Below are 26,984 nucleotides of genomic sequence, written 5' to 3'. Positions count from 1 at the left end.
GGAAAGGTGTCTGAATGCGCGCCGCGGTCTCAGGCGAGTCCCATGGATCACTTCCTCCGGAGGGAGGTGCATCGGAGCCGTTCCCGTTGTCGTCGGCTCAGCGTGGAATGTGGTTCGCTCAGCAGTTGGCGCCGTCGGTTCCTGTCTGCATCGCGCAGTACGTGGACTTGCGGGGCGACCTCGACCTGGAGTTGTTGAGGAAGTCGACGCGTCAAGCCGGCCATGAGTTCCAGTCCGCCTTCATCCGTCTGTTCGAGGTCGACGGCGAACCGATGCAGGTGATCGATCACAGCATCGACGACTCGGTCGACTACCTCGATCTGCGGTCCGAGGACGACCCCATGGCCGCGGCGAAGACGTGGATCGATCGCAACTACACCGCTCCGGTCGACGTGACCACCGATCGCCTGGTGGACGTCTGGATTCTTCACGTCGAGGACGACCGGTACCTCTGGTACAGCAAGATCCACCACGTTGCGCTCGACGGCTACGGAGCCATGACGATGGTGAATCGGACGGCGGAGCTCTACACCGCGGAGCAGGAAGGCACACAGCCGCCACCGGCCAAAGCCGCCGAACTGCAGAAGCTGTACCAGCTGGACCAGGAGTACCGCTCCTCCGGTCGATTCGAATCGGACCGCGACTACTGGGTCGAACACGTCGGCCACGCGCGTGGTGGTGCTTCCCTCGCGAACACACCCGGCGCGACCGTCGCGGCAAGCACACTGTCGAGCGAAGCGTTGCGCACCGAGATCGTCGATGCGCTCGAAGCATCGGACGCGACCAAGGGCGCGACGTCCGCGGCCGTCGTCATCGCCGCGTTCGCGTGCTACCTCGCCAGGGTCACCGGGCGCGACGAGGTGCTGATCAACATTCCCGTGTCGGCAAGAACCACCGCGTTGCTCCGTCGTTCGGGTGGCATGCTCGTCAACGTCGCTCCGCTGTCGATCCGTGTGGATCCCGACGGCACCGTGGGCGACCTCGTACAGCAGGTGCAGCTGGAACTCATGGGTGCGTTGCGTCACCAGAGGTTCAGCCTCGAAGACATTCGGCGCGAACTCGCGACGCGCGGCCGGGACGCCGACCTCACGGGTCCGATGGTCAACGTGATGCTGTTCCACCAGCAGATCCAACTCGGTTCCATTGCAGGCGAATTCAACATCGTCACTTCCGGTCCGGTCGAGGACCTGCTGGTCAACATCTACCAGAGTGGTAGCCCTGCACGAACGTTCGTGGACTTCCGCGGAAACCCGAATCGCTACGTCGACGAGGACCTCGTCCGTCACCACCGCACGTTCGTCGAGGTCGTCGACGCGTTCGTCGAAGCGAGCCCGCACGACGCGGTCGATACCGTTCATCGCCCGAGTGCGGACGTGGGAAGGATTCGGCGCGCCGAGCGTTCCGAACTCGACTACTGGACGTCGGTGCTCTCCGACGCGCCCAGCCCCGTCGGTTTCGCCGGGTTCGACAGCGCAGCATCCACTGGGGAACGGACGGGCGCTCCGACTCCGAGGACAGCCTCCGCGTCGATCGACGCCGCCACCCACCGCGGACTGTTGTCGGCGGCCAACCACCAGAACGCCAGCGTGCTGGTGTCCGTCCACTCGGCATTGGCCGTGCTGCTGTCACGACTGGCCGACGAAACCGACATCTCGATCGGCGTGCGTACGCGATCGACCGACGGCAACGTCGTCGTCCTCCGGTCGTCGGTCGACGCAGCGGAGTCGTTCTCCGATCTCGGTGCTCGGCTGCGTGACATCGATTCGGCTGCACTGGCTCACGCGGGCGCATCGCTGGAGTCGGTCGGTGCGACGGTCAACTCGGCGGGGTCCACGACAGCGGACTTGATCCGCGTGCTTCTGTCGTTCGGAGTCGAGGACCTGGGCGACGATCTCGATGTGGTCGACGTCGTGGTCACCGTGCACGAGACGTTCGATGCGCTCGGCGTTCCCGCCGGTATGTCGATTCGGTTCGTCCATGACTCGGAAGCGGACGACGGCCGAGCGCAGGCGCATCTCGACAGGCTCGTGACGTTGCTGCGCAGCGCGGCCACCGATCCGGCCCGTCCGGTCGGCGACGTCGATGTTCTGACGTCCGCCGAGCGGGCTGCGCTGGTCCCGGTTCGCGGTGCGTCGTCGGTGGGCGGGCAGTTGTTGCCGGAGATCTTCGCCTCCGCGGTGAAGGCCGCGGGGGCGAGTGCCGAGGCATTGGTGGTTGCGGGTTCGGGTGCACCGGTGACCTACGGAGAGCTGGATTCTCGGTCGACTGCATTGGGCGAGCTGTTGGTCGCACGCGGCGTCGGTGTCGGTTCGTTCGTGGCAGTCGGATTGCGTCGCTCGGTGGAGTACGTGATTGCCGTGTGGGCAGTGGCCAAGGCCGGCGGTGCATTCGTACCGGTCGACCCGTCGTACCCGGCGGATCGCCTTGCGCACATGCTGTCGGATTCCGGTGTCGCGGTAGGGGTGTCGACGTCGGAGTACATCGACGGACTGGCCGAGTCCGGGCCCTCGGTGGATTGGGTCTCGCTCGACGAATCGAACCTCGTCGCTGCCGAGACTGTGTCGAGTCCTGAAACACCGAGGCCTGAAACACCGAGGCCTGAAACACCGAGGCCTGAAACACCGAGTCCGGTGCCGGCGCTGGACGATGCGGCGTATCTGATCTACACCTCGGGATCGACAGGTGTGCCGAAGGGCGTGGTGGTCACGCACCGCGGACTCGGCGACTTCGTGGAGGAGGAGCGGGCTCGCTTCCGGGTCACCACCGACTCGCGTGTGCTCGCGTTCGCGTCGACGAGCTTCGATGCGTCGGTGCTCGAAGTGCTGCTGGCCTTCGGCGGCGCCGGCACACTGGTGATCGCGCCGACGGATGTGTACGGCGGTTCCGAGTTGGCTGCAGTGTTGTCGGGCGAGTCGGTGACCCATGCGTTCGTGACGCCTGCTGCGTTGGCGTCGGTGGATCCGTCGGGTCTGGATGATCTGAAGGTCGTGGTGACCGGTGGTGATGCAGCGAGTGCGGAGCTGGTCGAGCGGTGGGGTGCAGGGCGGTCGCTGTTCAACGCGTACGGTCCGACCGAGGCCACGGTGTTCTCATCGGTCAGCGAGCCACTGACGGTCGATCGTGGTGTCGACATCGGCGCTCCCATCTCGGGTTCGGAACAGCTCGTCCTGGACTCGCGCCTGCAGCCAGTTCCGGTGGGTGTGGTGGGTGAGTTGTATTTGTCGGGTCCTGGTGTGGCTCGTGGTTATCATGATCGTTTTTCGTTGACGGCGGAGCGGTTCGTTGCGGCGCCGTTCGGTGGTGGTGTGCGGATGTATCGCACGGGTGATGTCGTGCGGTGGTCCGGTTCGGGTGTGTTGGAGTATGTGGGTCGTAGTGATTTTCAGGTGAAGGTGCGTGGTTTCCGGATCGAGTTGGGTGAGATCGATTCGGTGGTGGTGGGTCATGGTGATGTGGATTTCGTGACGACGGTGGGTGTGGATGGTCCGTCGGGTGCGACGGTGTTGGTGTCGTATGTGTTGCCGGTGGTGGGTGCGGTTGTGGATGTGGAGGGTTTGCGGGAGTTCGTGGCGGGTGTGTTGCCGTCGCATATGGTTCCGTCGGCGTTCGTTGTGTTGGAGTCGATTCCGTTGACTCCGGCGGGCAAGTTGGACCGACGCGCACTACCGTCTCCGACGCTGGCGTCGCACTCGGTGTTCCGTGCCCCACGGACGGACAACGAACGACGAGTGGCCGCGGTCTTCGCGGACCTGCTGGACTCGCCGAAGGTCGGCATCGACGACAGTTTCTTCGATCTCGGCGGAAACTCCTTGGTCGCAACACGATTGATCGCTCGGGTGAACGCCGATCTCGGTTCGTCTCTGCGGGTTCTCGATCTGTTCGAGGCGCCGACGGTCGTCGGGTTGACCGCTCGTGCCGAGGACACCGCCGGCTCGTCGAATCGTCCCGCGCTGGTTCGTGCGGAGCGGCCGGACGTGGTTCCGTTGTCGCTCGCCCAGCAACGGATGTGGTTCATCAACCAGTTCGACACGCAGTCGGCTGCCTACAACATCCCACTGGCAGTGCGGTTGTCCGGTGCCGTGGACGTCGCGGCGCTCAGCGCAGCGGTGACGGACGTGGTCGAACGCCACGAGAGTCTTCGAACCGTGTTCCCGACGGTGGGCGAGCTGCCTCGGCAGGTAGTGCTCGACGTGGCCGACGTCGATCTGTCGCTGGACATGGTGTCCATCGACGAGAGCGCACTGGCCGGGCACGTGTCGTCCGAGGCTGCACGCGGCTTCGACGTCACGACCGACATGCCGATCAGAGCTACGCTCTACCGGCTCGACGGTCGTGAGGATCGGCATGTGCTGGCCATCGTGGTGCATCACATCGCGGCCGACGGTGCCTCCATGGCGCCGCTCGCCTCCGATGTGATGATCGCGTACTCGTCCCGGGTGGCCGGTGAAGTTCCGGCCTGGGAACCGTTGGCAGTTCAGTACGCGGATTACTCGCTGTGGCAGCGCGGACTGCTGGGGTCGGAGTCCGACTCGGAATCCCTGATGTCCCGCCAGTTGGCGTATTGGTCCCGAGTACTGGTGGATGCGCCAGACGTTCTGCCGTTGCCTCTCGATCGACCGCGCCCCAGCACTCAATCCGTGGCGGGCGCAACGACGAGATTCGAGATTCCCGCGGGACTGCGGTCCGAGCTCGTGCGGCTGGGCGCCGCACACGACGCGACACCGTTCATGGTGTTCCATTCCGCACTGGCGCTCCTGTTGGCCAGGTTGAGTGGTACCGAGGACATCGTGGTGGGTACGCCGATCGCGGGTCGTGGTGAGGCCGGGTTGGATGCGTTGGTCGGTATGTTCGTGGGGACGTTGGTGTTGCGGACGGAGGTGTCGGCGCACCTGTCGTTCGTGGAGTTGTTGGCGGCGACGCGGGCGGCGGATCTGGCTGCGTTCGACAACACCGATGTGCCGTTCGAGCGGTTGGTGGACGAGTTCGCGCCGTCGCGGTCGACGGATCATTCTCCGTTGTTCCAGGTGTTGTTGGAGTTCCAGAACAATCAGCGGGCGCACCTCGAGCTACCCGATCTGACGGTGAACATCGAGGAAATCGACACCGACACCACCAAGTTCGATCTCCAGCTTCGGATCGACGAAGCAGCGGGGGAGAGCGGCACGTCGAGTGCGGCGTTCACGTACTCCACCGCCCTGTTCGACCCAGACACCATCGAGCGTTTCGTCGATCGTTTTCTCCGGTTGCTCGAGTCGATCACCCGTGCGCCGCAGGCGCCGCTTCGGGATCTCGACATCCTGTCGGTGTCCGAGCGTGACACCGTGCTCGCCGTATGGAACTCCACCGAGCACCGGCTCCCTCCCCAGGTCGGATCGGACCCGACGCTCGGCAGCTTGTTCGACCTGCAGGTCGCGCGAAGCCCGTACTCGATCGCGCTGGTGTTCGACGACGAGCACGTGACGTACCGCGAGCTGGACGAGCGTGCCAACCAGCTCGCACGTCACCTGGTGTCGCTGGGAGTCGGACCGGAATCGCATGTAGGACTGGCGATTCGACGGTCCACCGATCTGCTGGTCGGCATGTACGCCATCATGAAAGCCGGCGGCGCCTACGTACCGATCGACCCGGACCATCCCGTGGACCGATCCGCGTACGTCATCGACAGCGCGCAGCCCGTCTGCATCCTGACGACGAGCAGGGACTGGATCGACGTGTCGGTGGCCACTCCGGTCCTCGCCGTCGACCTGATCGATGTCTCGGACAGGGCGACGACTCCGCTGGGCTCGTCGGAGCGTCTCGGCGACATCACTGGCGCGAACACCGCCTACGTCATCTACACCTCCGGTTCGACGGGGCGGCCGAAGGGCGTGGCCGTCTCGCACGAGGCCATCGTCAACCGGCTGCTGTGGATGCAGGACCGGTACCGGCTCGAGCCGTCGGACAACGTCCTGCAGAAGACTCCGGCGAGCTTCGACGTCTCGGTGTGGGAGTTCTTCTGGCCCTTGCAGGTAGGCGCCAAACTGGTCATCGCAGCTCCCGACGGTCACCGTGATCCGGAGTATCTGTCGCGGGTGATTCTGCGTGAGAGGATCACCACCCTTCACTTCGTGCCGTCCATGCTCGCCGTTTTCGTCGACGGTGCGCACGCCGAGGACTGCGAGTCGCTGCGCTTGGTGTTCTGCAGCGGCGAGGCTTTGCCACCTGCGACGGTGGAGGCATTCGCTGCCTTCTCGGATGCGCAGTTGCACAACCTGTACGGTCCCACCGAAGCAGCGGTCGACGTGACGTCGTACCAGTGCGTCTCGTCGGATCCGGTGTCGATTCCGATCGGTGCTCCGGTGTGGAACACGCGCACCTACGTCCTCGACGCGTCGTTGAAGCCTGCGCCGATCGGTGCACCGGGTGAGCTCTACCTGGCAGGTGTCCAACTCGCACGTGGTTACGTCGGTCGCGGTGATCTGACAGCCGATCGCTTCGTCGCCGATCCGTACGGTGAACCGGGCGAACGTCTTTACCGCACAGGCGATCTCGTGCGCTGGCGCGCCGACGGCAACCTCGAGTACATCGGCCGAACCGACTTCCAGGTGAAACTCCGCGGACTGCGAATCGAGTTGCCGGAAGTAGAATCGGCGCTGCTTCGCCACCCATCCGTCGCGCGCGCCGTGGCCGTCGTGCACCGCACCGTCTCCACGGGCGAGGCTCTGGTGGCCTACGTCGTGCCCGTGCGGGGAGCAACCGTCGACGTAGCCGAGTTGGCACGCGCCGTCGGCGAGTCCCTTCCGGCGTACATGGTGCCGTCGCTCGTGGTCGAACTGGCCGAGTTCCCGCTGAACTCCAGCGGAAAGCTCGACCGGAAAGCCTTGCCGGACCCGGTGTTCACGCTGACCGACGACGAGATCGTCGCACCGTCGAATCCGGTCGAGGAGATCATCGTCGGAGAGTTCGTCGCGCTTCTGGGCGGAGAACCCATCGGCGTCACCCAGAACTTCTTCGCCGTCGGTGGCAACTCTCTCGTCGCGATGCGAGCCGTGGCGCGCATCAACTCGGCTCTCGGATCGAGCCTGACCGTTCGCGATCTGTTCGACTCGCCGACCGTGCGTTCGCTGGCCGCGGCCGTCGAATCGCAGGGCTACCGGACCGACCCGAAGCCGGCACTGGTTCCAGTGGAGCGACCGGCGTCCATCCCGGTTTCTCTTGCACAGCAGCGTATGTGGTTCATCAACCAGTACGACACATCGTCCGCTGCGTACAACGTGGCCTTCGCGATGAGGCTGACCGGCCGGCTCGATACCACCGCACTGCGCAGTGCACTGGGTGACGTCGTCGACCGCCACGAGGCCTTGCGGACCGTCTTCCCTCTGACCGACGACGGTCCCGTCCAGTCGATTCTGGAATCGCACCAGGCGCTGCCCGATCTGACTCCGATCCCGGCCGAGTCCGAGGACGATGTCCTTCGCCTCGTCACCGAGGTCGCATCCGAAGGATTCGACGTTGCCAGAAGTGTCCCCGTCCGAGCTCGACTGATCGAGGTCGGACCGGAGGATCACGTGCTCGCGTTCGTCGTGCACCACATCTCCTCCGACGGATTCTCGACCGGTCCGCTCGCTCGGGATCTGATCGTCGCCTACAGCGCGCGTACCCAGGGCGAGGCGCCGACGACGTCGGCTCTGCCTGTGCAGTACGCGGATTACTCGCTGTGGCAGCGCGCCTTCCTGGGTGAGGAATCGGACACCGATTCCGTGATGAACAAGCAACTCGGCTTCTGGGTGGACACCTTGTCCGGAGCCCCGGATGTTCTCCACCTCCCGTCGGACCGTCCGCGTCCGGCCGAATCGTCCTTCCGCGGTGCGGCAGTGGAGTTCTCGATCGACTCCCAGGTCCACGCACGGATGACGGAGTTGGCCACGCTGCGCGATTCCAGCGTGTTCATGATCGTTCACGCGTCGCTCGCGGTGCTTCTGTCCGGCCTGTCCGCGTCGTCGGACATCTCGGTCGGTACACCGATCGCCGGTCGCGGTGACGCCGCACTCGACGATCTCGTCGGAATGTTCGTCAACACACTCGTTCTGCGGACCGAGATCGACGCCGCGCGGTCCTTCCGCGACCTGCTGGCCGATGTCAGGGCCACCGACCTCGCGGCGTTCACTCACTCGGACATTCCGTTCGAGCGCGTCGTCGATGCGCTCGATCCCGTCCGGTCCACCTCGCATACCCCGCTGTTCCAGGTGATGCTGGAATTCCAGCACACGGATCGCCCGAACATCACTTTGCCCGGGTTGAACGTCGAGGCAATGGATCTGGCGAACGACATCGCCAATTTCGATCTGCAACTGACCGTGTCCGAGCGCTTCGACGCGTCCGGACAGGCTGCCGGTATCGAGGCCTCCTTCCGGTACGCCACCGACCTGTTCGACGCTGCCACCGTCGACACGTTCGCGCACCGATTCGTTCGAATCGTGGACGCGGTCACCTCGGACTCCGGCGTTGCCGTCGGCGACATCGACATACTGTCCGCGGACGAACTCGACGCGCTGACGCCCGTTCGCGGCGCCACGCCGATGCCACCTCGGCTGTTGCCCGAACTGCTGGCGGACTCCGTCGCGTCCGCAGGCGAGTCGGCCCATGCGCTCGATGTCGACAACGGGGTCATGACGTACGGGGAGTTGGACGCTCGGTCCTCCCGACTGGCTCGTCTGATCGTCGACCACGGTGTCGGCCCCGGTGACGTGGTTGCGCTCGCACTTCCGCGTGGCGTCGACTCCATCGTCGCCATCTGGGCCACGGCGAAGGCCGGAGCGGCGTTCCTGCCTGTCGACCCGACGTACCCAGCAGACCGAATCACGCACATGATCACCGATTCGGGTGCTGCGCTGGGACTGACGACGCTCGCCGACAACTCCGCACTGGCGGCGTTGTCCGACCGTGTCGTCTGGGTGGTTCTCGACGACCCGCGCTTCCAGCACGTGACGTCCACGTTCTCGACCTCAGCGATCACCGACGCCGAGCGTGTGGAGCCGCTGCGAATCGACGACGCTGCGTATCTGATCTACACCTCAGGGTCGACAGGTGTGCCCAAGGGCGTGGTGGTGACCCACCGCGGTCTGGCCAACCTCGCCGCGGAAGAACGTTCACGGTTCGAGGTGGAGCCGGGATCGCGTACGTTGGCGTTCGCCTCACCCAGTTTCGATGCGTCCGTCCTGGAGTTCGTACTTGCGTTCGGTGCCGGCGCGACAATGGTGATCGCACCGTCCGGGATGTACGGCGGCCCGGACCTGTCGAACTTGATGCGCGACAAGCACGTGACCCATGCCTTCGTCACTCCTGCGGCGCTGGCAACGGTCGACCACACGGAGTTGCCGGAACTGCGCGTCATCGCAACCGGCGGCGACGCATGCCCGCCGGAGTTGGTGTCCAGGTGGGCGCCCGGCCGGAAGATGTTCAACGCGTACGGACCGACCGAGGCCACCATCTTCTCGTCGATCAGCAACGAGCTCGCCCCCGGCGGCGTCGTGGACATCGGTTCTCCGACAATCGGTTTCGCCGAGGTCGTACTCGATTCTCGTTTGCGGCCGGTGCCCGTCGGTGTACCGGGTGAGCTGTATCTTGCCGGTCCGGCTCTCGCCCGCGGTTACCACGGTCGACTTCCGCTGACGGCCGAGCGCTTCGTGGCGGATCCCTACGGTGAACCGGGGAGCCGGATGTATCGGACCGGCGACGTCGTTCGCTGGAACCGGGCCGGTGCACTGGAGTTCGTCGGTCGCAGTGACTCGCAGGTCAAGGTGCGCGGTTTCCGCATCGAACTCGGCGAGATCGACGCGGCAGTCGGTGCGCACGACGGTGTCGACTTCGCGACGACAGCCGGCGTCAAGGGACCGGCCGGCAACACCATCCTGGTGACCTGGTTCGTCGCCGCGGAGTCCGCGTCGCCGACTGTCGATGCGGCGATCCTGCGCGAGCACGTCGCCGCGGTGTTGCCCGCCCACATGGTCCCCACCGCGTTCGTTCGGCTGGAGTCGATTCCGCTGACCCCTGCGGGCAAACTCGACCGCCGTGCGCTTCCCGAGCCCACGTTCGACGGTCCGGCCGACATCGGCCGAGCGGCGGACACCGCGATCGAGAAGCTGCTGGCTGGACTCTTCGCCGAAGTTCTCGGCCTCGAGCAGGTCGGTGTCGACGATTCGTTCTTCGCTCTCGGCGGAGACAGCATCATGTCCATCCAGTTGGTGTCGCGGGCCAAGGCAGCAGGCCTCGTCCTGTCGCCGCGGGATGTGTTCGAACGCAAAACGGTTGCCGCACTCGCCGAGGTCGCGTCGTCCGCGGACGGCGACTCGGTCACGGTGCTGGAAGAACTTCCGGGCGGCGGCGTGGGTGACGTGCCGCTCACGCCCATCACCCAGTGGATGATCGACCGGACGCACGTGTTCGACCGCCACACACAGACAGCGCTGCTGACCTTGCCGGACGACATCGGTCGATCCGCACTGGAAGCGACCGTACAGTCGGTGCTCGATCATCACGACATGCTGCGTGCGCGCCTTCGTCACGAGGACGAGCACTGGAGCATGGACGTGCAGCCCATCGGCTCCGTCGCGGCTGCCGCGGTGGTGCACCATGTCTCGGTCGGCTCGAGCACCGGTGACGAGTTCTCCTCGGTCGCGTCGGCCGAGCTCGAACGCGCAGCAGCACGTCTGGCCCCGGCGAGCGGCTCCATGATCCAGTTCGTCTGGTTCGAAGCCGCCGACAAGTCCGGACGACTGTTGATCGTCGCGCATCACCTCGTCGTCGACGGCGTGTCGTGGCGTGTATTGGTTCCCGACCTCGCCACGGCATGGGCACAGCTCGAGGCCGGTGAGGCGATAAGCCTGCTTCCCGTCGGTACGTCGATGCGGCGTTGGGCTCACGGTCTCGCCGACGCGGCGGAGTCCCGCCGGGGCGAGCTGGCGTTGTGGAAGGACACACTGTCCGGGGACGATCCGCTGGTCGGTTCGCGAGCGCTCGACCCGGAAATCGACGTGTACGCCACGGTCGATCACGTCGAGGTCGAGCTGTCGGCCGACGTGACCGAGGCATTGCTGACATCCGTTCCGGAAGTGTTCCACGGCAGCGTCAACGATGGTTTGATGGCCGGTCTCGCGCTGGCCGTCGGCGCGTGGCGACGTGCACGAGGTATCGAGACCCAGGATTCGCTCGTCTCGCTCGAGGCCCACGGACGCGAGGACCACATCGTCCCCGGCGCGGACCTGTCTCGTACCGTCGGATGGTTCACCACCATCTATCCGGTTCGAATCGATCTGCGCGGCATCGATGTCGACGACGCGATGAGCGGCGGTTCGTCGGCCGGCGCGCTGATCAAATCCGTGAAGGAACGACTTCTCGGAATTCCGGACCACGGCATCGGCTTCGGTATGCTCCGCTACCTGGACGACGAGTCGCGAAACGTACTGGCACCCTTGACGTCGCCGCAGATCAGCTTCAACTATCTCGGACGGTACGGCGCGGGAATTCCCGAGAATCTTCGCGGCGTGGGCTGGCTCCCGGTCGAGGACGACAGAATCGGCGATGTCCAGAACCAGGATCTACCGGTCTCGGCCGCCTTGGACATCAACGCAGTCACCACCAGCGGAGAGCGCGGTGACGCCCTCCGCGCCACGTTCGCGTACCCGTCGGGAGTGCTCGAACGAGACGACGTCGAACAGTTGACGACCCTGTGGGTGAACGCTCTGACGAGCATCGCCCGGCACGCGCGCAGTGCAGGCGCTGGTGGGTTCACCCCGTCGGACCTCGATCTCGTTGCGCTGCCGCAGAGTTCGATCGTCGACATCGAGAAGCGGTATTCGACGTTGACCGACATCTGGTCGATGTCTCCGTTGCAATCGGGCATGCTCTTCCATGCCGAGCTGTCCGATCAGACGGTCGACGCCTACATCGTCCAACTCGTCATCGAACTCGGCGGCTCGGTCGATGCGGACCGGTTGCATCGGTCCGCTCAGGTTCTGCTCGATCGCCATGCCAACCTCAGGTCGGCCTTCGTTCACGACCTCGACGGCAACGCCCTGCAGGTCGTTCAGCGAAGCGTCGACGTTCCGTGGTCGGACATCGACCTGCGGGACGTGCCGGCAGAGGGCAAGGACGCCGAGCTCGATCGCATCCTCGCCGCCGACCGCGCAACCCGATTCAACATGGCCGACGCACCGCTGCTGCGGTTCACGTTCGTCCAGGTCGCCGAAGGACAGTGGCGACTCGTGCTGACCAACCACCACATCCTGATCGACGGTTGGTCGACGCCGCTCGTCATCCGCGAGCTGCTGACTCTGTACGCGACGGACGGCGACGACGCGGTGCTCCCTCGGGTGCCCGCTTACCGCGATTATCTGGCGTGGATGAACAGGCGCGACGGCGAAGCCGGTCGTCAGGCCTGGATCTCGGCGCTCGAGGGACTGTCCGAGCCGACTCTCCTGACCCCGGTCGAGAGCCGGCGACAGGAATCGACCCGAGCCGGTCGTGCGCTGACGTCGTTCGACGCGGCGGACACCACTGCGCTCCGCGTGTTCGCTCGGGACCGTGGTGTCACGATCAACACCCTGGTACAGGCAGCGTGGGGCACAGTGCTCGCGACGCTGACCGGACGCACCGACGTCCTGTTCGGCGCGACCGTGTCCGGGCGGCCGCCGGAGATCAACGACATCGAATCGATGATCGGCCTGTTCATCAACACTCTCCCGGTTCGAGTGTCGCTCGATCCGCGGGAGTCGTTGAGCGAGTTCGTCATCCGCCTGCAGAACGAGCAGGCAGGTCTGCTCGACCACCACTACCTCGGTCTCACCGAGATCCAGCGGGCCGTCGGTCCAGTGGTCGCCTTCGACACACTGACGGTGTTCGAGTCGTACCCCGTCGACCGCGGTGGACTGTCCGACGAGACCGACATCGCAGGGCTGCGTGTGTCGGGAATCGTCGACGGCAGCGACACCGCGCAGTATCCGCTCACGTTGGTCGCGATGGCCGACGATCGACTGCACGTCGAAGCGAAGTACCTGCCCGAGGTGTTCGAGCAGGATGCCGTGGAGACCATTCTCGGCAGGATCGTGGCCGTCCTGGACGCGTTCGCGACCCAGCCGGAACTACCTGTCGGGCAGCTGCAACTGTTGTCCGAGTCCGAGCGTGACCTTTTGATCCCGGTACACGGCGCGCAATCCGTTGCCGGACGACTGTTGTCCGACGTCTTCGCCGACGCCGTGAACACAGCCGTCGTCACCGGCGGTGTCGACGCGATCGCCGTGGTCGCGGGCAACGAATCCGTGACATATCAGGAACTGGACGCGCGATCCTCGCGAGTTGCCGACGTGCTGCGCTCGCGCGGTGTCCGCCCGGGCACCTATGTGGCGGTGGGACTGCAGCGTTCCATCGAGTACGTCGTCTCGGTATGGGCTGTGGCGAAGGCCGGCGGAGCGTTTCTCCCCGTCGATCCGTCGTATCCGCAGGATCGCATCGAACACATGTTGACCGACTCCTCGGCACCGGTGGGTATCTCGGTGGCTCGGTACACCGACGTGCTGACCGAAGCGGGGCGGGAGGTCGACTGGATCGTCCTCGACGAGATCGACTGGTCTGCATCCGAGTCGACTTCTGTGGCAGTCGACGGTCGACGGCCGGACAGCCGGGCAGTTCCGTCGCTGGACGATGCGGCGTATCTGATCTACACCTCGGGATCGACAGGTGTGCCGAAGGGCGTGGTGGTCACGCACCGCGGTATCGCCGATCTCGCCGAGGAGGAGCGGACCCGCTTCCGGGTCACCACCGACTCGCGTGTGCTCGCCTTCGCGTCGACGAGCTTCGATGCGTCGGTGCTCGAGATGGTGTTGGCGTTCTGTGGCGGCGCAACCATGGTCATCGCGCCGACCGACGTCTACGGCGGCGTCGAGCTCGCAGCGGTGCTGGCCGAGAAATCGGTGACCCATGCGTTCGTGACTCCTGCTGCGTTGGCGTCGGTTGATCCATCGGGTCTGGACGATCTGCAGGTCGTGGTGACGGGCGGCGACGCCGCCGGTTCCGAGTTGGTGGAACGGTGGGCCCCGGGCCGCGATCTGTTCAATGCCTACGGACCGACGGAAGCGACCGTGTTCGCGTCGCTCGGTACACCCATGCGTCCAGGTGCACCCATCGATATCGGCTCACCGGTGCGCGGATTCTCGGTTGTCGTTCTCGACTCCATGCTGCGGCCTGTTCCGGTGGGTGTGGTGGGTGAGTTGTATTTGTCGGGTCCTGGTGTGGCTCGTGGTTATCATGATCGTTTTTCGTTGACGGCGGAGCGGTTCGTTGCGGCGCCGTTCGGTGGTGGTGTGCGGATGTATCGCACGGGTGATGTCGTGCGGTGGTCCGGTTCGGGTGTGTTGGAGTATGTGGGTCGTAGTGATTTTCAGGTGAAGGTGCGTGGTTTCCGGATCGAGTTGGGTGAGATCGATTCGGTGGTGGTGGGTCATGGTGATGTGGATTTCGTGACGACGGTGGGTGTGGATGGTCCGTCGGGTGCGACGGTGTTGGTGTCGTATGTGTTGCCGGTGGTGGGTGCGGTTGTGGATGTGGAGGGTTTGCGGGAGTTCGTGGCGGGTGTGTTGCCGTCGCATATGGTTCCGTCGGCGTTCGTTGTGTTGGAGTCGATTCCGTTGACTCCGGCGGGCAAGTTGGACCGACGCGCACTACCCGTCCCCGACCTGTCGCGTGGGGCAGAGCATCGCGATCCGACGACGGATACCGAGCGAGCGATAGCGGACGTGTTCGCCGAGGTTCTCGGGCTGGACTCCGTCGGTGTCGACGACAACTTCTTCGATCTCGGTGGTGACTCGCTCAGTGCCACCAGGGTCACTTCGCGGGTGAACTCTGCCCTGGGCAGTTCGGTGACTGTGCGTGCGCTCTTCGAATCACCCACCGTCGCAACGTTGTCGCTGCGAGCGCAGTCCGACGAATCCGCCGCGGATCGACCCCCGTTGGTGCCTGCGGTGCGCCCGGAGATCGTGCCGTTGTCGCAAGCACAGCAGCGGATGTGGTTCATCAACCAGTTCGACACGAAGTCGGCTGCCTACAACATCCCACTCGCGGTGCGCTTGACCGGACATCTCGATGTCGAAGCGCTCGGGGCAGCGGTCTCGGATGTGGTTGCGCGGCACGAGAGTCTGCGTACGACGTTCCCGATGGCGGGTGAGCGGCCGAGGCAGCACATCCACTCGGTCCCCGACGACCGTTTCGTCCTCGATGTCCTCGATGTCGTCGACGTGGACGCGGGCGATCTGACGGCACGGATCATGGCGGATGCATCCCACGGGTTCGACGTCACGACCGACATGCCGTTCCGTGCCTCGCTGTACCGGCTCGACGGTCGTGAAGACCAGCATGTGTTGGCCATCGTCGTGCATCACATCGCGGCCGACGGTGCCTCCATGGCGCCGCTCGCCTCGGATGTGATGATCGCGTACTCGGCGCGGGTGGCAGGTTCTGCCCCTGTCCGCGAACCTCTCGCGGTGCAGTACGCCGATTACGCACTGTGGCAACAGGCTCTTCTGGGTGACGAGTCCGACTCGGCGTCACTGGCCGCACGCCAACTGGCCTTCTGGGCGCGCACGCTGGCGGACGTACCCGAGGTTCTGCCGCTGCCGATCGACAGGCCACGGCCGAACCAGCAGTCGCTTCGCGGTGCCTCGGTACCGTTCCATCTCTCGTCCGACACCCACGCCGCGCTGACCGAGATCAGCCGGCGCAGTGGGGCAACGATGTTCATGACCGTCCACGCAGTCTGGTCCGCTCTGTTGGCCAGGTTGAGTGGTACCGAGGACATCGTGGTGGGTACGCCGATCGCGGGTCGTGGTGAGGCCGGGTTGGATGCGTTGGTCGGTATGTTCGTGGGGACGTTGGTGTTGCGGACGGAGGTGTCGGCGCACCTGTCGTTCGTGGAGTTGTTGGCGGCGACGCGGGCGGCGGATCTGGCTGCGTTCGACAACACCGATGTGCCGTTCGAGCGGTTGGTGGACGAGCTCGCGCCGTCGCGGTCGACGGATCATTCTCCGTTGTTCCAGGTGTTGTTGGAGTTCCAGAACAATGAGCGCGCGCACCTCGAGCTACCCGATCTCGTCGTCGACGGAGTCGACATCGATGCAGGCATCGCGAAGTTCGATCTGCAGTTGACCGTGTCCGAGAACTTCGACGACGACGGCGTTCCCTCCGGCATCGACATGGCGTTCACGTACGCCACCGATCTGTTCGAGGAGTCGACGGTTCGGGAGTTCGTCCGACGGTTCTCGATGCTCGTCGACGGCGTGACTGCTGCCCCCGACCGCGCCATCGGCGATGTCGACATACTGACGGACGACGAAGTTCACGCGCTCACGGTGGACTGGAATCACGAGGGATCGACTTCGTCGAACGACACTCTGGCGCAGCGTTTCGAAGCGTCGGCTGCACGGTTCCCGGATCACACTGCGGTGGTGTTCGGCAGTCGCCGCTACACCTACGCCGAGCTGGACGGGCGGTCCAATCAGCTTGCCCGTCACCTCGTGTCGCGAGGAGTCGGTCCGGAAACCCTGGTCGCGGTGGCGATGCCGCGCAACGCCGAACTGGTCGTCGTCCTGCTCGCGGTCCTCAAGGCAGGCGGCGGTTACCTGCCGGTGGACGTGACCTATCCGGCCGACCGGTTGGCGTTCATGCTCGAGGACGCTCGGCCGGTCTGTGTGGTGTCCACGATCGCCGATGTCACGGCGGTGCCGACCGACGAACTGACGACCGTTCTGCTCGACGATCCGTCCGTGGTCGAGGTGCTCGACGGTCTCGACTCGGGTCCGCTGACGCCGGACGAAGTCGGTGGACTCGTCGACGCGGAGTCGATCGCCTACGTCATCTACACCTCGGGCAGTACGGGCCGCCCCAAGGGCGTGCAGGTTGCGCACTCCACGGTGGCCACGCTGTTCGAGAACACCGTCGACTTGTTCGAGTTCGACGAGACCGATGTGTGGACGATGTTCCACTCCTACGCCTTCGACTTCTCGGTGTGGGAGTTGTGGGGGCCACTGCTCTACGGCGGCACCCTCGTGGTCGTCGACTACTACACCGCTCGCTCGCCGGAGTTGTTCCGAGAGTTGCTCGTTGCCGAACAGGTCACGGTTCTGAATCAGACCCCGACGGCGTTCTACCAGTTCGCCGAGGCAGACCGTGTCGCGCCTGCAGATTCCGCAGGACTTGCGTTGCGGTACATCGTCTTCGGCGGTGAAGCGCTCGACCTCGGTCAGCTCGGCCGGTGGTACGCACGCCACCCGGAGAACGCTCCGACGTTGGTGAACATGTACGGAATCACCGAGACCACCGTGCACGTGAGCCACCTTGCGCTGACCGAGCAGTTCGCTGCCTCGGCGTCGGCGAGCGTCATCGGCCAGGCGATCCCCGGGCTCTCGGTGTCGGTCCGCGACAACAGGTTGCGGCTCGTTCCGCCTGGAGTGACCGGCGAGATGTACGTCTCGGGTGGCCAGCTGTCCCGGGGATACCTCGGACGCGCCGGACTGTCGGCAACGCGTTTCGTCGCCGATCCGGACGACACCGACGGCGCACGGATGTATCGAACGGGCGACACCGCTCGATGGAACCGCGAAGGTCGGCTCGAATACCTCGGTCGTAGTGACATGCAGGTCCAACTGCACGGGTTCCGTATCGAGCTCGGCGAGATCGAATCGGCTCTGCTCGGAGTCGACGGAGTTGCGCAGTCCGTCGTCTCGGTGCGCGACGACGGGGCCGGTGATCGACTGGTCGGATACGTCGTTCCCGAGGCCGGGCGCACGCTCGACGTCGCAGGTGTTCTCGACGACGTCGCCTCGTCGTTGACGTCGTACATGGTGCCTGCGGCACTCGTCGTGCTGGCGGAACTCCCGCTGACCGCGAACGGAAAGCTCGACCGCAAAGCGCTACCCGCGCCGGACTTCTCGTCTCGGGTCACTCAGAGCCGGGCACCCGCGTCCGAGATCGAACACAGCCTGGCCGCGCTGTTCGCCGAGGTGCTCGGGCTGGACACCGTCGGCGTCGACGACTCGTTCTTCGCTCTCGGTGGAGACAGCATCATGTCGATTCAGCTCGTGTCTCGCGCCAAGGCAGCAGGTCTCGTCATCGCCCCCCGCGACGTGTTCGAGCGCAAGACCGTTGCCGGTCTCGCCGAGGTGGTGGCACTCGTCGGCGACGCCGACGTCGTCGTGCTGGAGGAACTGCCAGGAGGAGGCGTCGGAGATCTACCTCTGACTCCGATCGTGCAGTGGATGCTCGAGCGGAGCGAGGAGTTCGGTCGATACACCCAGACTGCACTTCTGCAGCTGCCGAAGTCCATCGACCGGTCGACTCTCGAGAGCACGGTCCAGGCGATTCTCGATACCCACGACATGCTCAGGGCACAGCTGTATCGCGACGACAACGGCGTGTGGACCGAGACGGTCGCGGCCGTGGGCTCGGTCTCGGCCACCTCGGTGCTCCACCATGTGACGGTCGACGACGTGTCCGGCGACGCCTTCTCGGCACAGGCTGCTGCGGAACTGGATCAGGCAGCGGACCGACTCGATCCGTCGACCGGCCGCATGATCCAGATGGTCTGGTTCGAATCTCCCAGCGGTGCGGGCCGCTTGCTCGTCGTCGCACACCACCTGGTGATCGACGGTGTCTCGTGGAGAATTCTGGTTCCGGATCTCGCGTCGGCGTGGTCTCAGGTAGTAGCGGGGGACCAGCCGGCACTTGCTCCCACCGGCACGTCGATGCGTCGCTGGGCAACCGGACTGGTCGACGTCGCCGCCGAGCGCACCGACGAACTCGCGTTGTGGACGTCGATCCTCGACGGACCCGATCCGCTGATCGGAGCTCGTGCGCTCGACCCCACAGTGGACGTCGACGCTACGGTCGAACGCATCAGGGCGTCGTTGCCGGTCACCGTCACCGAGCGCTTGCTCACCACAGTCCCGGAGAAGTTCCACGGAAGCGTCGGCGACGGTCTGCTCGCGGGCCTCGCACTGGCGTTGATCGCCTGGCGCAACGAACGCGGCGCCGATGGCGACACGCCGCTGAGCGATGCGTTGTTGAGCCTGGAAGGGCACGGACGCGAGGACGGCGTCGTACCCGGTGCCGATCTCGGCCGCACGATGGGATGGTTCACGACCATCTTCCCGGTCCGCCTCGACCTGAACGGAATCGACGTCGCCGACGCCTTTGCCGGAGGGTCGGCTGCGGGCGACGCGATCAAGGCCGTCAAGGAACAGTTGCTGGCCATCCCGGACCACGGCATCGGGTTCGGTATGGCGCGGTACCTCACCGACGAAGGTCGGGCCGCGCTGGCCGGATTCCCGAAGCCTCAGGTCAGCTTCAACTACCTGGGTCGATTCGCCACGGGCAGTTCCGAGGGAATGGACGACGTCGGCTGGATCCCGGTGTCCGACACCACGCTCGGCGATGCACAGAATCCCGACATGCCGGTGCCGGCGCTGCTGGACATCAACGCGGTCACCAACACCACCGACCAAGGTCCGGTACTGGACGCGACGTTCGCGTTCCCGTCCGGCGTCCTCACCGCACCCGAGGTCGATCGCCTGGTGGAACTGTGGGTGGAGGCACTGACAGCACTGACCACTCACGCCGACGCGCCCGAAGCCGGCGGGTACACACCGTCCGACCTCGAGCTCGTCGACATCGATCAGCCGACGATCAGCGCTCTGGAAAATCGATTCCCGGATCTCGATGATGTCTGGTCGATGTCTCCGCTGCAGTCCGGGCTCCTGTTCCACGCGAGACTCGCAGGTGAGGTCGCCGCGGATGTCGCACTGGAGGTCGATACGGGCGTCGACGCCTACATGGTGCAGCTCGGACTCGAGCTTCGCGGCGTCGTGGATGCGGATCGTATGAAAGCCGCGGCACAGACGTTGCTCGACCGGCATGCGAACCTGCGAACAGCGTTCGTGCACAACTCGAACGGTGATTCGGTGCAGGTCGTACAGACGGGGATCGACGTGCCGTGGTCGCACGTGGACCTGTCGGGTACGCCGGATCCCGACGCAGCGCTCGACTCGGTGCTCCGGCAGGACCGCGCACGCAGGTTCGCGCTGGATCACGCTCCGCTGCTTCGGTTCACGCTGATCACGAAATCCGTCGGTGCGGACGGCACGGGGGAGTGGCGCTTGCTGCTCACCAATCACCACATCCTGCTCGACGGCTGGTCCACGCCGCTGCTGATCAAGGAACTGCTGACGTTGTACGCGACGGCCGGCGACGATTCGATGTTGCCCCGCGTTCCCGCGTACCGCGATTACCTGAGCTGGATGCGGCGCCGGGATGCAGCCGCATCCAAGGCGGAGTGGGTTCGGGCATTGTCCGGTGTCGAGGAACCGACCTTGCTGGCCGACGCGGATCGCGGGCGGAAGCTCGAGGCCGTGTCCGTCGAATCGACGCAATCGCTGTCGAAGGAGACCACCGCTGCCCTGCGGGATCTGGCAGCGCACCGCGGCGCGACGCTCAACACCATCGTGCAGAGCGCATGGGGCGTCGTACTGGCGGCACTGACCGGTCGTGACGATGTCGTCTTCGGGGCGACTGTCTCGGGTCGACCACCGGAGATCCCCGGTATCGAATCGATGATCGGTTTGTTCATCAACACACTGCCGGTGCGCATCTCGCTCGATCCGGCCGAAGCCGTCGGAGATCTCGTCGACCGGGTACAGGTGGAACAAGCGAGCCTGCTCGATCACCACTACCTCGGCTTGACCGATATTCAGAGGGCCGCCGGAAACGGTGTCTCGTTCGACACCCTGACGGTCTTCGAGTCGTACCCGGTGGACAAAGCCGGGCTGTCAGAGGACACCGACATCGCCGGGCTGAAGGTTGCCGACGTTCTCGGTACGGATGCAGCGCACTACCCGTTGACACTCGTCGCGTCCGTGGACGACAGGTTGCACCTGAAGGTCAAGTACCTGCCCGAGCTCTTCACTGCCGACGACGTCGAGCGGATCATCGCGCGTATTTCTCGGGTTCTGCACGCCGTCGTCGAGAACGACAGAACGCCGCTGGCCCGTATCGACCTGCTGGCCGAGTCCGAGCGCGCTGCCCTCGCACCGGTCCACGGACCTCGGGGACGTTCCACCGTCCTCCTCGGTCACATCTTCGAGAACGCAGCGAAGAAGTCCACCGGCCGGGTCGCGTTGCGGTTCGGTGCCGAATCGCTCGGCTACGACGAACTGGACAGGAGTTCCACTCGCCTCGCTCGGCTGCTGCTGCAGCGCGGCGTATCCGCCGAGTCGTTCGTCGCGCTCGGTCTTCCACGCTCGATCGAATCGGTCGTCGCTGTTTGGGCCGTCGCCAAGACAGGTGCAGCGTTCGTTCCGGTCGACCCGGGATATCCGCGGGATCGCATCGAACACATGGTGACCGACTCGGGCGCCCAGTTCGGACTGACGATCGCCGACAGGCTCGGGGACCTCCCGAAAACTGTCGCCGACGGCATGCCCTGGATCGTGCTCGACGATCCAGCGACCGACGCCGAGCTGCAGGCCATGCCTGCCGAACCGCTGGCGGAACACGAACGTGTCGCCGGCCTCGGGGTCGACAGCACCGCCTACGCCATCTACACCTCGGGCTCGACGGGTCTGCCCAAGGGCGTCGTGGTGACGCACTCCGGTCTGGAGAACTTCGCGCACGAACAGGCCGAGCGATACTCGGTCACGCCCAAGTCGAGAACTCTGCACGTGTCGTCGCCGAGCTTCGACGCGTCGGTGCTCGAATATCTGCTGGCCTTCGGTGCCGGAGCAACGATGGTCATCGTGCCGCCGACGGTCTACGGCGGCGAGGAACTGCACCGAATCCTGTCCGACGAAGCCGTGACGCACGCGTTCATCACTCCGTCGGCGCTGGCGTCGGTCGATCCCGGTGGCCTGGAGACGTTCGCTCACGTGGTCGTCGGCGGTGAGGCCGTACCGGCAGAACTGGTGTCCAAGTGGGCCCCGGGACGCAAGCTCTACAACGGGTACGGCCCGACCGAAGCCACCATCATGTCCAACATCAGTGATCCACTGGACGCGTCGGCTGCTCTGACGATCGGTGGTCCGATCCGAGGCGTCCACGAGGTCGTGCTCGACAGCAGGCTGCAACCGGTACCCGTGGGCGTGACAGGTGAGCTGTATCTGGCCGGCGTCGGTCTCGCCCGGGGATACCACGACCGTCCGGCTCTGAGTGCGGTGCGTTTCGTGGCCGATCCGTTCGGCGCTCCCGGTGAGCGGATGTACCGCACGGGCGACCTCGTCCGCTGGAGGAGTGGAGCCCGCGGAACGACCATGGACTCGAGTGCAGCCGGCGGGAGTTACACGATCGAGTATGTCGGGCGGAGTGACTTCCAGGTCAAGGTGCGCGGCTTCCGCATCGAGCTCGGTGAGATCGACGCGGTGCTCGCCACGCATCCGGCTGTCGATTTCGTTGCGACGATCGGCGCCGAATCACCCTCCGGTGCCACCGTTCTGGTTGCGTACGTCCGTGCGTCGACGTCGGGTTCGACGCTCGATCACGGTGAGCTGACGGCGCACGCGTCCGAGCGGCTACCGGGCCACATGGTGCCGTCTGCGTTCGTTCAGCTCGACGACATCCCGCTGACTCCGGTCGGCAAGCTGGATCGGCGCGCGCTGCCGGCGCCCGAGTTCGATTCCGACGGTGTGGATTTCGTCGCACCTCGGACGGACGCCGAGGCATCGGTGGCCGAGGTGTTCGCCGAGATCCTCGGAGCAGACCGCGTGGGTGCGCTGGACAACTTCTTCGATCGCGGTGGTGACTCGCTGTCTGCGACTCGGGTGATTGCCCGTGTCAATGCCGAATTCGGGACTCGGATCGGCGTGCGCAGCATTTTCGAGGCTCCGACCGTGGCGGGACTCGCCGGCCTCGTTGCCGGATCGGCGGGAGATTCCGGCGGACGTCCGGTCTTGCGGTCCGTCGAGCGGCCTGAGGCGGTACCGCTGTCGCTGGCCCAGCAGCGCATGTGGTTCATCAACCGGTTCGATCCGGCCTCGCCCGCATACAACGTTCCTCTGGTCGTGAAACTCACCGGGTCGTTGGACGAGTCCGCGCTAGGAGCAGCTGTCGCGGACGTACTCGAGCGGCACGAGTCGCTGCGTACGACGTTCCCGAACGTCGGGCGGTCGCCCGCACAGGTGATTCACTCCGCCGCGGAGGTCATCCCCGAGGTGACGGTCGAATCGGTGCGTGACAACGAACTGGTCGACGCGCTCGGTCGCTTCGCGGGCCGCGGGTTCGACGTCACGACGGAAATCCCGATTCGTCTGGCGCTCTATCGAACCGGCGAGGACTCCCATGTGCTCGCCGTGGTCGTGCACCACATCGCGGCGGACGGAGCTTCGATGGCACCGCTCGCACGCGACGTCATGGTCGCGTACTCGTCGAGGACGGCGGGTTCGGCACCGGCGTGGAGTCCCCTCGAAGTGCAGTACGCCGACTACACGCTGTGGCAGCGAGAACTGCTCGGCTCCGAGGACGACGAGAACAGCGTCGCCGCACAGCAACTCGGATTCTGGCGAACCGCCCTGCGCGGTACACCTGATCTGCTGCCCTTGCCCACCGACCGTCCACGTCCGACCAACCAGGACTTCCGCGGTGGGCGCGTCAAGTTCGACATCGATGCAGATCTGCATCGTCGGGTGGTGGAGTTCTCCCGTGACCGCGGTGCGACGATGTTCATGGTCGTGCACAGTGCGTTCGCGGCGACACTGGCCAGGCTCAGCGGAATCGACGACATCGCGATCACCACACCGGTCGCCGGTCGCGGTGAGGCGGCGCTGGACGACCTCGTCGGCATGTTCGTGAACACTCTGGTCCTGCGCACGGTCGTCGACGGTGCGGAGTCCTTCGAGTCGTTGCTCGGCCGTGTCGTCGAGTCGGACCTCGAAGCGTTCGGCCACACGGAGATTCCGTTCGAGCGTGTCGTGGAAGTCCTCAACCCGACTCGGTCCACGTCGTACGCTCCGCTGTCGCAGGTTGCGCTGTCGTTCCAGAACAACACAGCTGCACGGTTGGACCTACCGGAGCTGACCGTCGAAGGCGTCGATTTCGATGTGCCGGTTGCCAAGCAGGACCTTCAGTTGCTGCTGGCGGAGACGTTCGTCGACGCCGGCGAACCCGCCGGTATCGACGGTGCATTCGACTTCGCGACGTCGCTGTTCGACGCTGCGACAGTTCAGACGTTCGCGGACAGATTCGTTCGTATTCTGCGCGCTGCCGTGTCGGCACCGTCCGCACCGATCGGGGATGCCGACGTGCTCGGCGAACACGAGCATCCGGCCCTCGCGCCGGCCAGGGGCGAGGCGGGCGGTCCGTTCCGGACGTGGCCGATGATTCTCGCCGACGCTGCCGCCGCGAACCCGGACGGTATCGCCGTCGAGTACGGCGACGTCGAATTGTCCTACCGCCAGTTGGACGAGTGGTCGACCCGTATCGCGCGGATGCTCATCGATTTCGGTGTCGGGCCGGAGACGTTCGTTGCGCTGGCTCTGCCGAGGTCGATCGAGTCCATTCTGTCCATCTGGTCCGTCGCGAAGACGGGTGCCGCGTTCCTTCCCGTCGACCCGAACTACCCGTCGGATCGCATCGCGCACATGCTCGACGATTCCCGTGCGCCGATCGGACTGACCGTAGGAGACCACCGAGATTCCCTGCCGGACAGCATCACCTGGCTCGTGGTAGACGACGAGGATTTCGCCGCCGACATCAAGCGGTACCCGACCTCGCCGGTGACCGACGCGGACAGGGTCACTCCGCTTCACCTCGACAACCCTGCATACCTGATCTACACGTCGGGATCGACCGGTCGACCGAAGGGCGTCGCGGTGCGGCACCGAGGCCTGGCGAACCTCGAGGACGAGGTCACGTTGCGTTTCCACCCGACGCAGCACTCCAGGATCTCGCACATCGCGTCCCCGAGTTTCGACGCATCGATCTACGAGTTGACGATGGCGTTCGGCGTGGGCGCCACCATGGTGATCGTTCCTCCCGGTGTCTTCGGCGGCGACGACCTGGCCGATCTGCTGGAGCGCTCGCGGGTGACGCACGCCTTCCTCACGCCGGCTGCGCTCGCGTCGATCGACCCCACGCGCCTCGGCGACGTCGGCGTCCTGGCGGTCGGTGGCGAAGCGTGCACTCCGGAACTGGTGGCACGGTGGGCACCGGGCCGAATGATGTTCAACGGCTACGGACCGACGGAAACGACGATCCAGGCCAGCGTCGGCGGCCCGCTCGTACCGGGACGGACGATCGACGTGGGCAGCCCGGCGATCGGGTTCCGCTTCCTCGTGCTCGACGCCAGACTTCGGCCGGTGCCGGCGGGCGTCGCGGGTGAGTTGTACATCGCCGGACCGGGAACGGCCCGCGGTTACGTGGAGAGGTTCGCCTTGACGGCGGAACGGTTCGTTGCCGACCCGTACGGCGAAGCGGGCGAACGCATGTACCGGACCGGCGATGTCGTGCGGTGGGTGAGCTCGGCGCACGGAGACGAATCGGGTGAACTGAAGATCGAGTTCGTCGGTCGCAGTGACTTCCAGGTCAAGGTCCGTGGCTTCAGGATCGAACTGGGTGAGATCGACTCGGTGCTCACCGACCACCCTGCGCTGAACTTCGCTGCGACGATCGGGCACACCACGCCGTCGGGCGACACGGTGCTCGTGTCGTACGTTCGAACGATCTCCGGGGTCGAGGTCGGGTCCGTCGAGGTCACCGAACACGTGGCGACGGTTCTTCCCCGACACATGGTTCCGACGGCAATCGTCTTCCTCGACGAGATTCCGCTGACGCCCGTCGGCAAGCTCGACCGCCGTGCGTTGCCGGTGCCGGAGCTGACGGCGTCCACCGTGCCGTACCGCGCGCCGTCGACCGCAACCGAACAGGCGGTCGTGGATGTGTTCGCCGACGTCCTCGGTGTCGAGCGCGTCGGAGTCGACGACAACTTCTTCGACCTCGGCGGTACGTCACTCGTCGCAACCCGAGTGGTACCGGCGTTGGAATCTGCGACCGGTGTGAGGGTTCCGCTGCAGGCACTGTTCCTCGATCCGACGCCGGCCGGACTTGCGGCGCGGGTGGACAGCAGCGAGGACACGGCTGGGGCGGGCTTGAACAGCGCATTCGGTGTGGTCGTACCTCTCCGCGCAGAAGGCAGCGGAGACCCGCTGTTCTGCATCCATCCCGGAATCGGGTTGTCGTGGGGGTATTCGGGAATCGTCCGGCACCTCGCCGACGATCGACCGGTGTACGGCCTGCAGCTGCCGAGTATCACCGAGGGAGGGTCGTTCGATTCGATCCAGGCGCTGGCAGCTCGGTACGCGCAGGAGATCCGTCGGGTCCGTCCCGCCGGTCCGTACAACCTGCTCGGTTGGTCTCTCGGCGGTGCTGTCGCCCATGCGGTGGCGGTCGAGCTCCGGCGGGGCGGAGCGGATGTCGATTCGTTGACCATCATGGACAGCTACGTCGAGTCCGGTTACGACACTCCTCAGGGGAAGCTCAGCGTCGAGGAACTACTCGAGGGGCTCGGACTCGACCTGCCGACCGTCGCGTCGGATGGGCCGCTGACCTACGAGGGCGCTGTCGAATTGTTGTCGGCGTCGTTCGGACAGGACATCGGTCTGACCCCGGAGCACCTCGAGCGCATCAACGACGGTTTTGCCAATTCGACGTCGATCATGAGTCGTTTCGTGCCCGACGTCTTCGACGGGAATGTCTTGTTCTTCGCGGCAGGTCGCGGGTCGGGTGACGGGGTCGACCGCGATCCAGCGGTATGGAATGCATTCATCGAAGGAGAACTTGAAATCAGGACGATCGATTGTGCTCACAATCAAATGATCGAACCCGAAGTTCTTTCCGAAGTCGGCAATGTTCTGGAGAATTATCTGGCGAAATAGAGTGCTTTTCTCTTCTGAAATGGACGACCGAGGAATACTATTGGGCGT

1 protein-coding gene is annotated in these 26,984 nt (G+C 65.3%); it reads left to right on the top strand.

Going from position 1 to position 26,984, the window contains the following annotated elements:
- The first annotated feature begins 14 nt into the window (after positions 1-14).
- Positions 15-26,936 carry a non-ribosomal peptide synthase/polyketide synthase gene (locus CH292_RS22340; protein WP_094655780.1) on the top strand — a complete coding sequence of 8,974 codons (26,922 nt, stop codon included), beginning with the start codon at positions 15-17 and terminating at the stop codon, positions 26,934-26,936.
- The last annotated feature ends 48 nt before the right edge of the window (positions 26,937-26,984 follow it).

Origin of the sequence: Rhodococcus sp. 14-2470-1a (genome assembly GCF_002259425.1) — a bacterium.
Classification (GTDB): Bacteria; Actinomycetota; Actinomycetes; order Mycobacteriales; family Mycobacteriaceae; genus Rhodococcoides; species Rhodococcoides fascians_E.
This window is presented reverse-complemented; position numbering and strand designations above follow the sequence as displayed.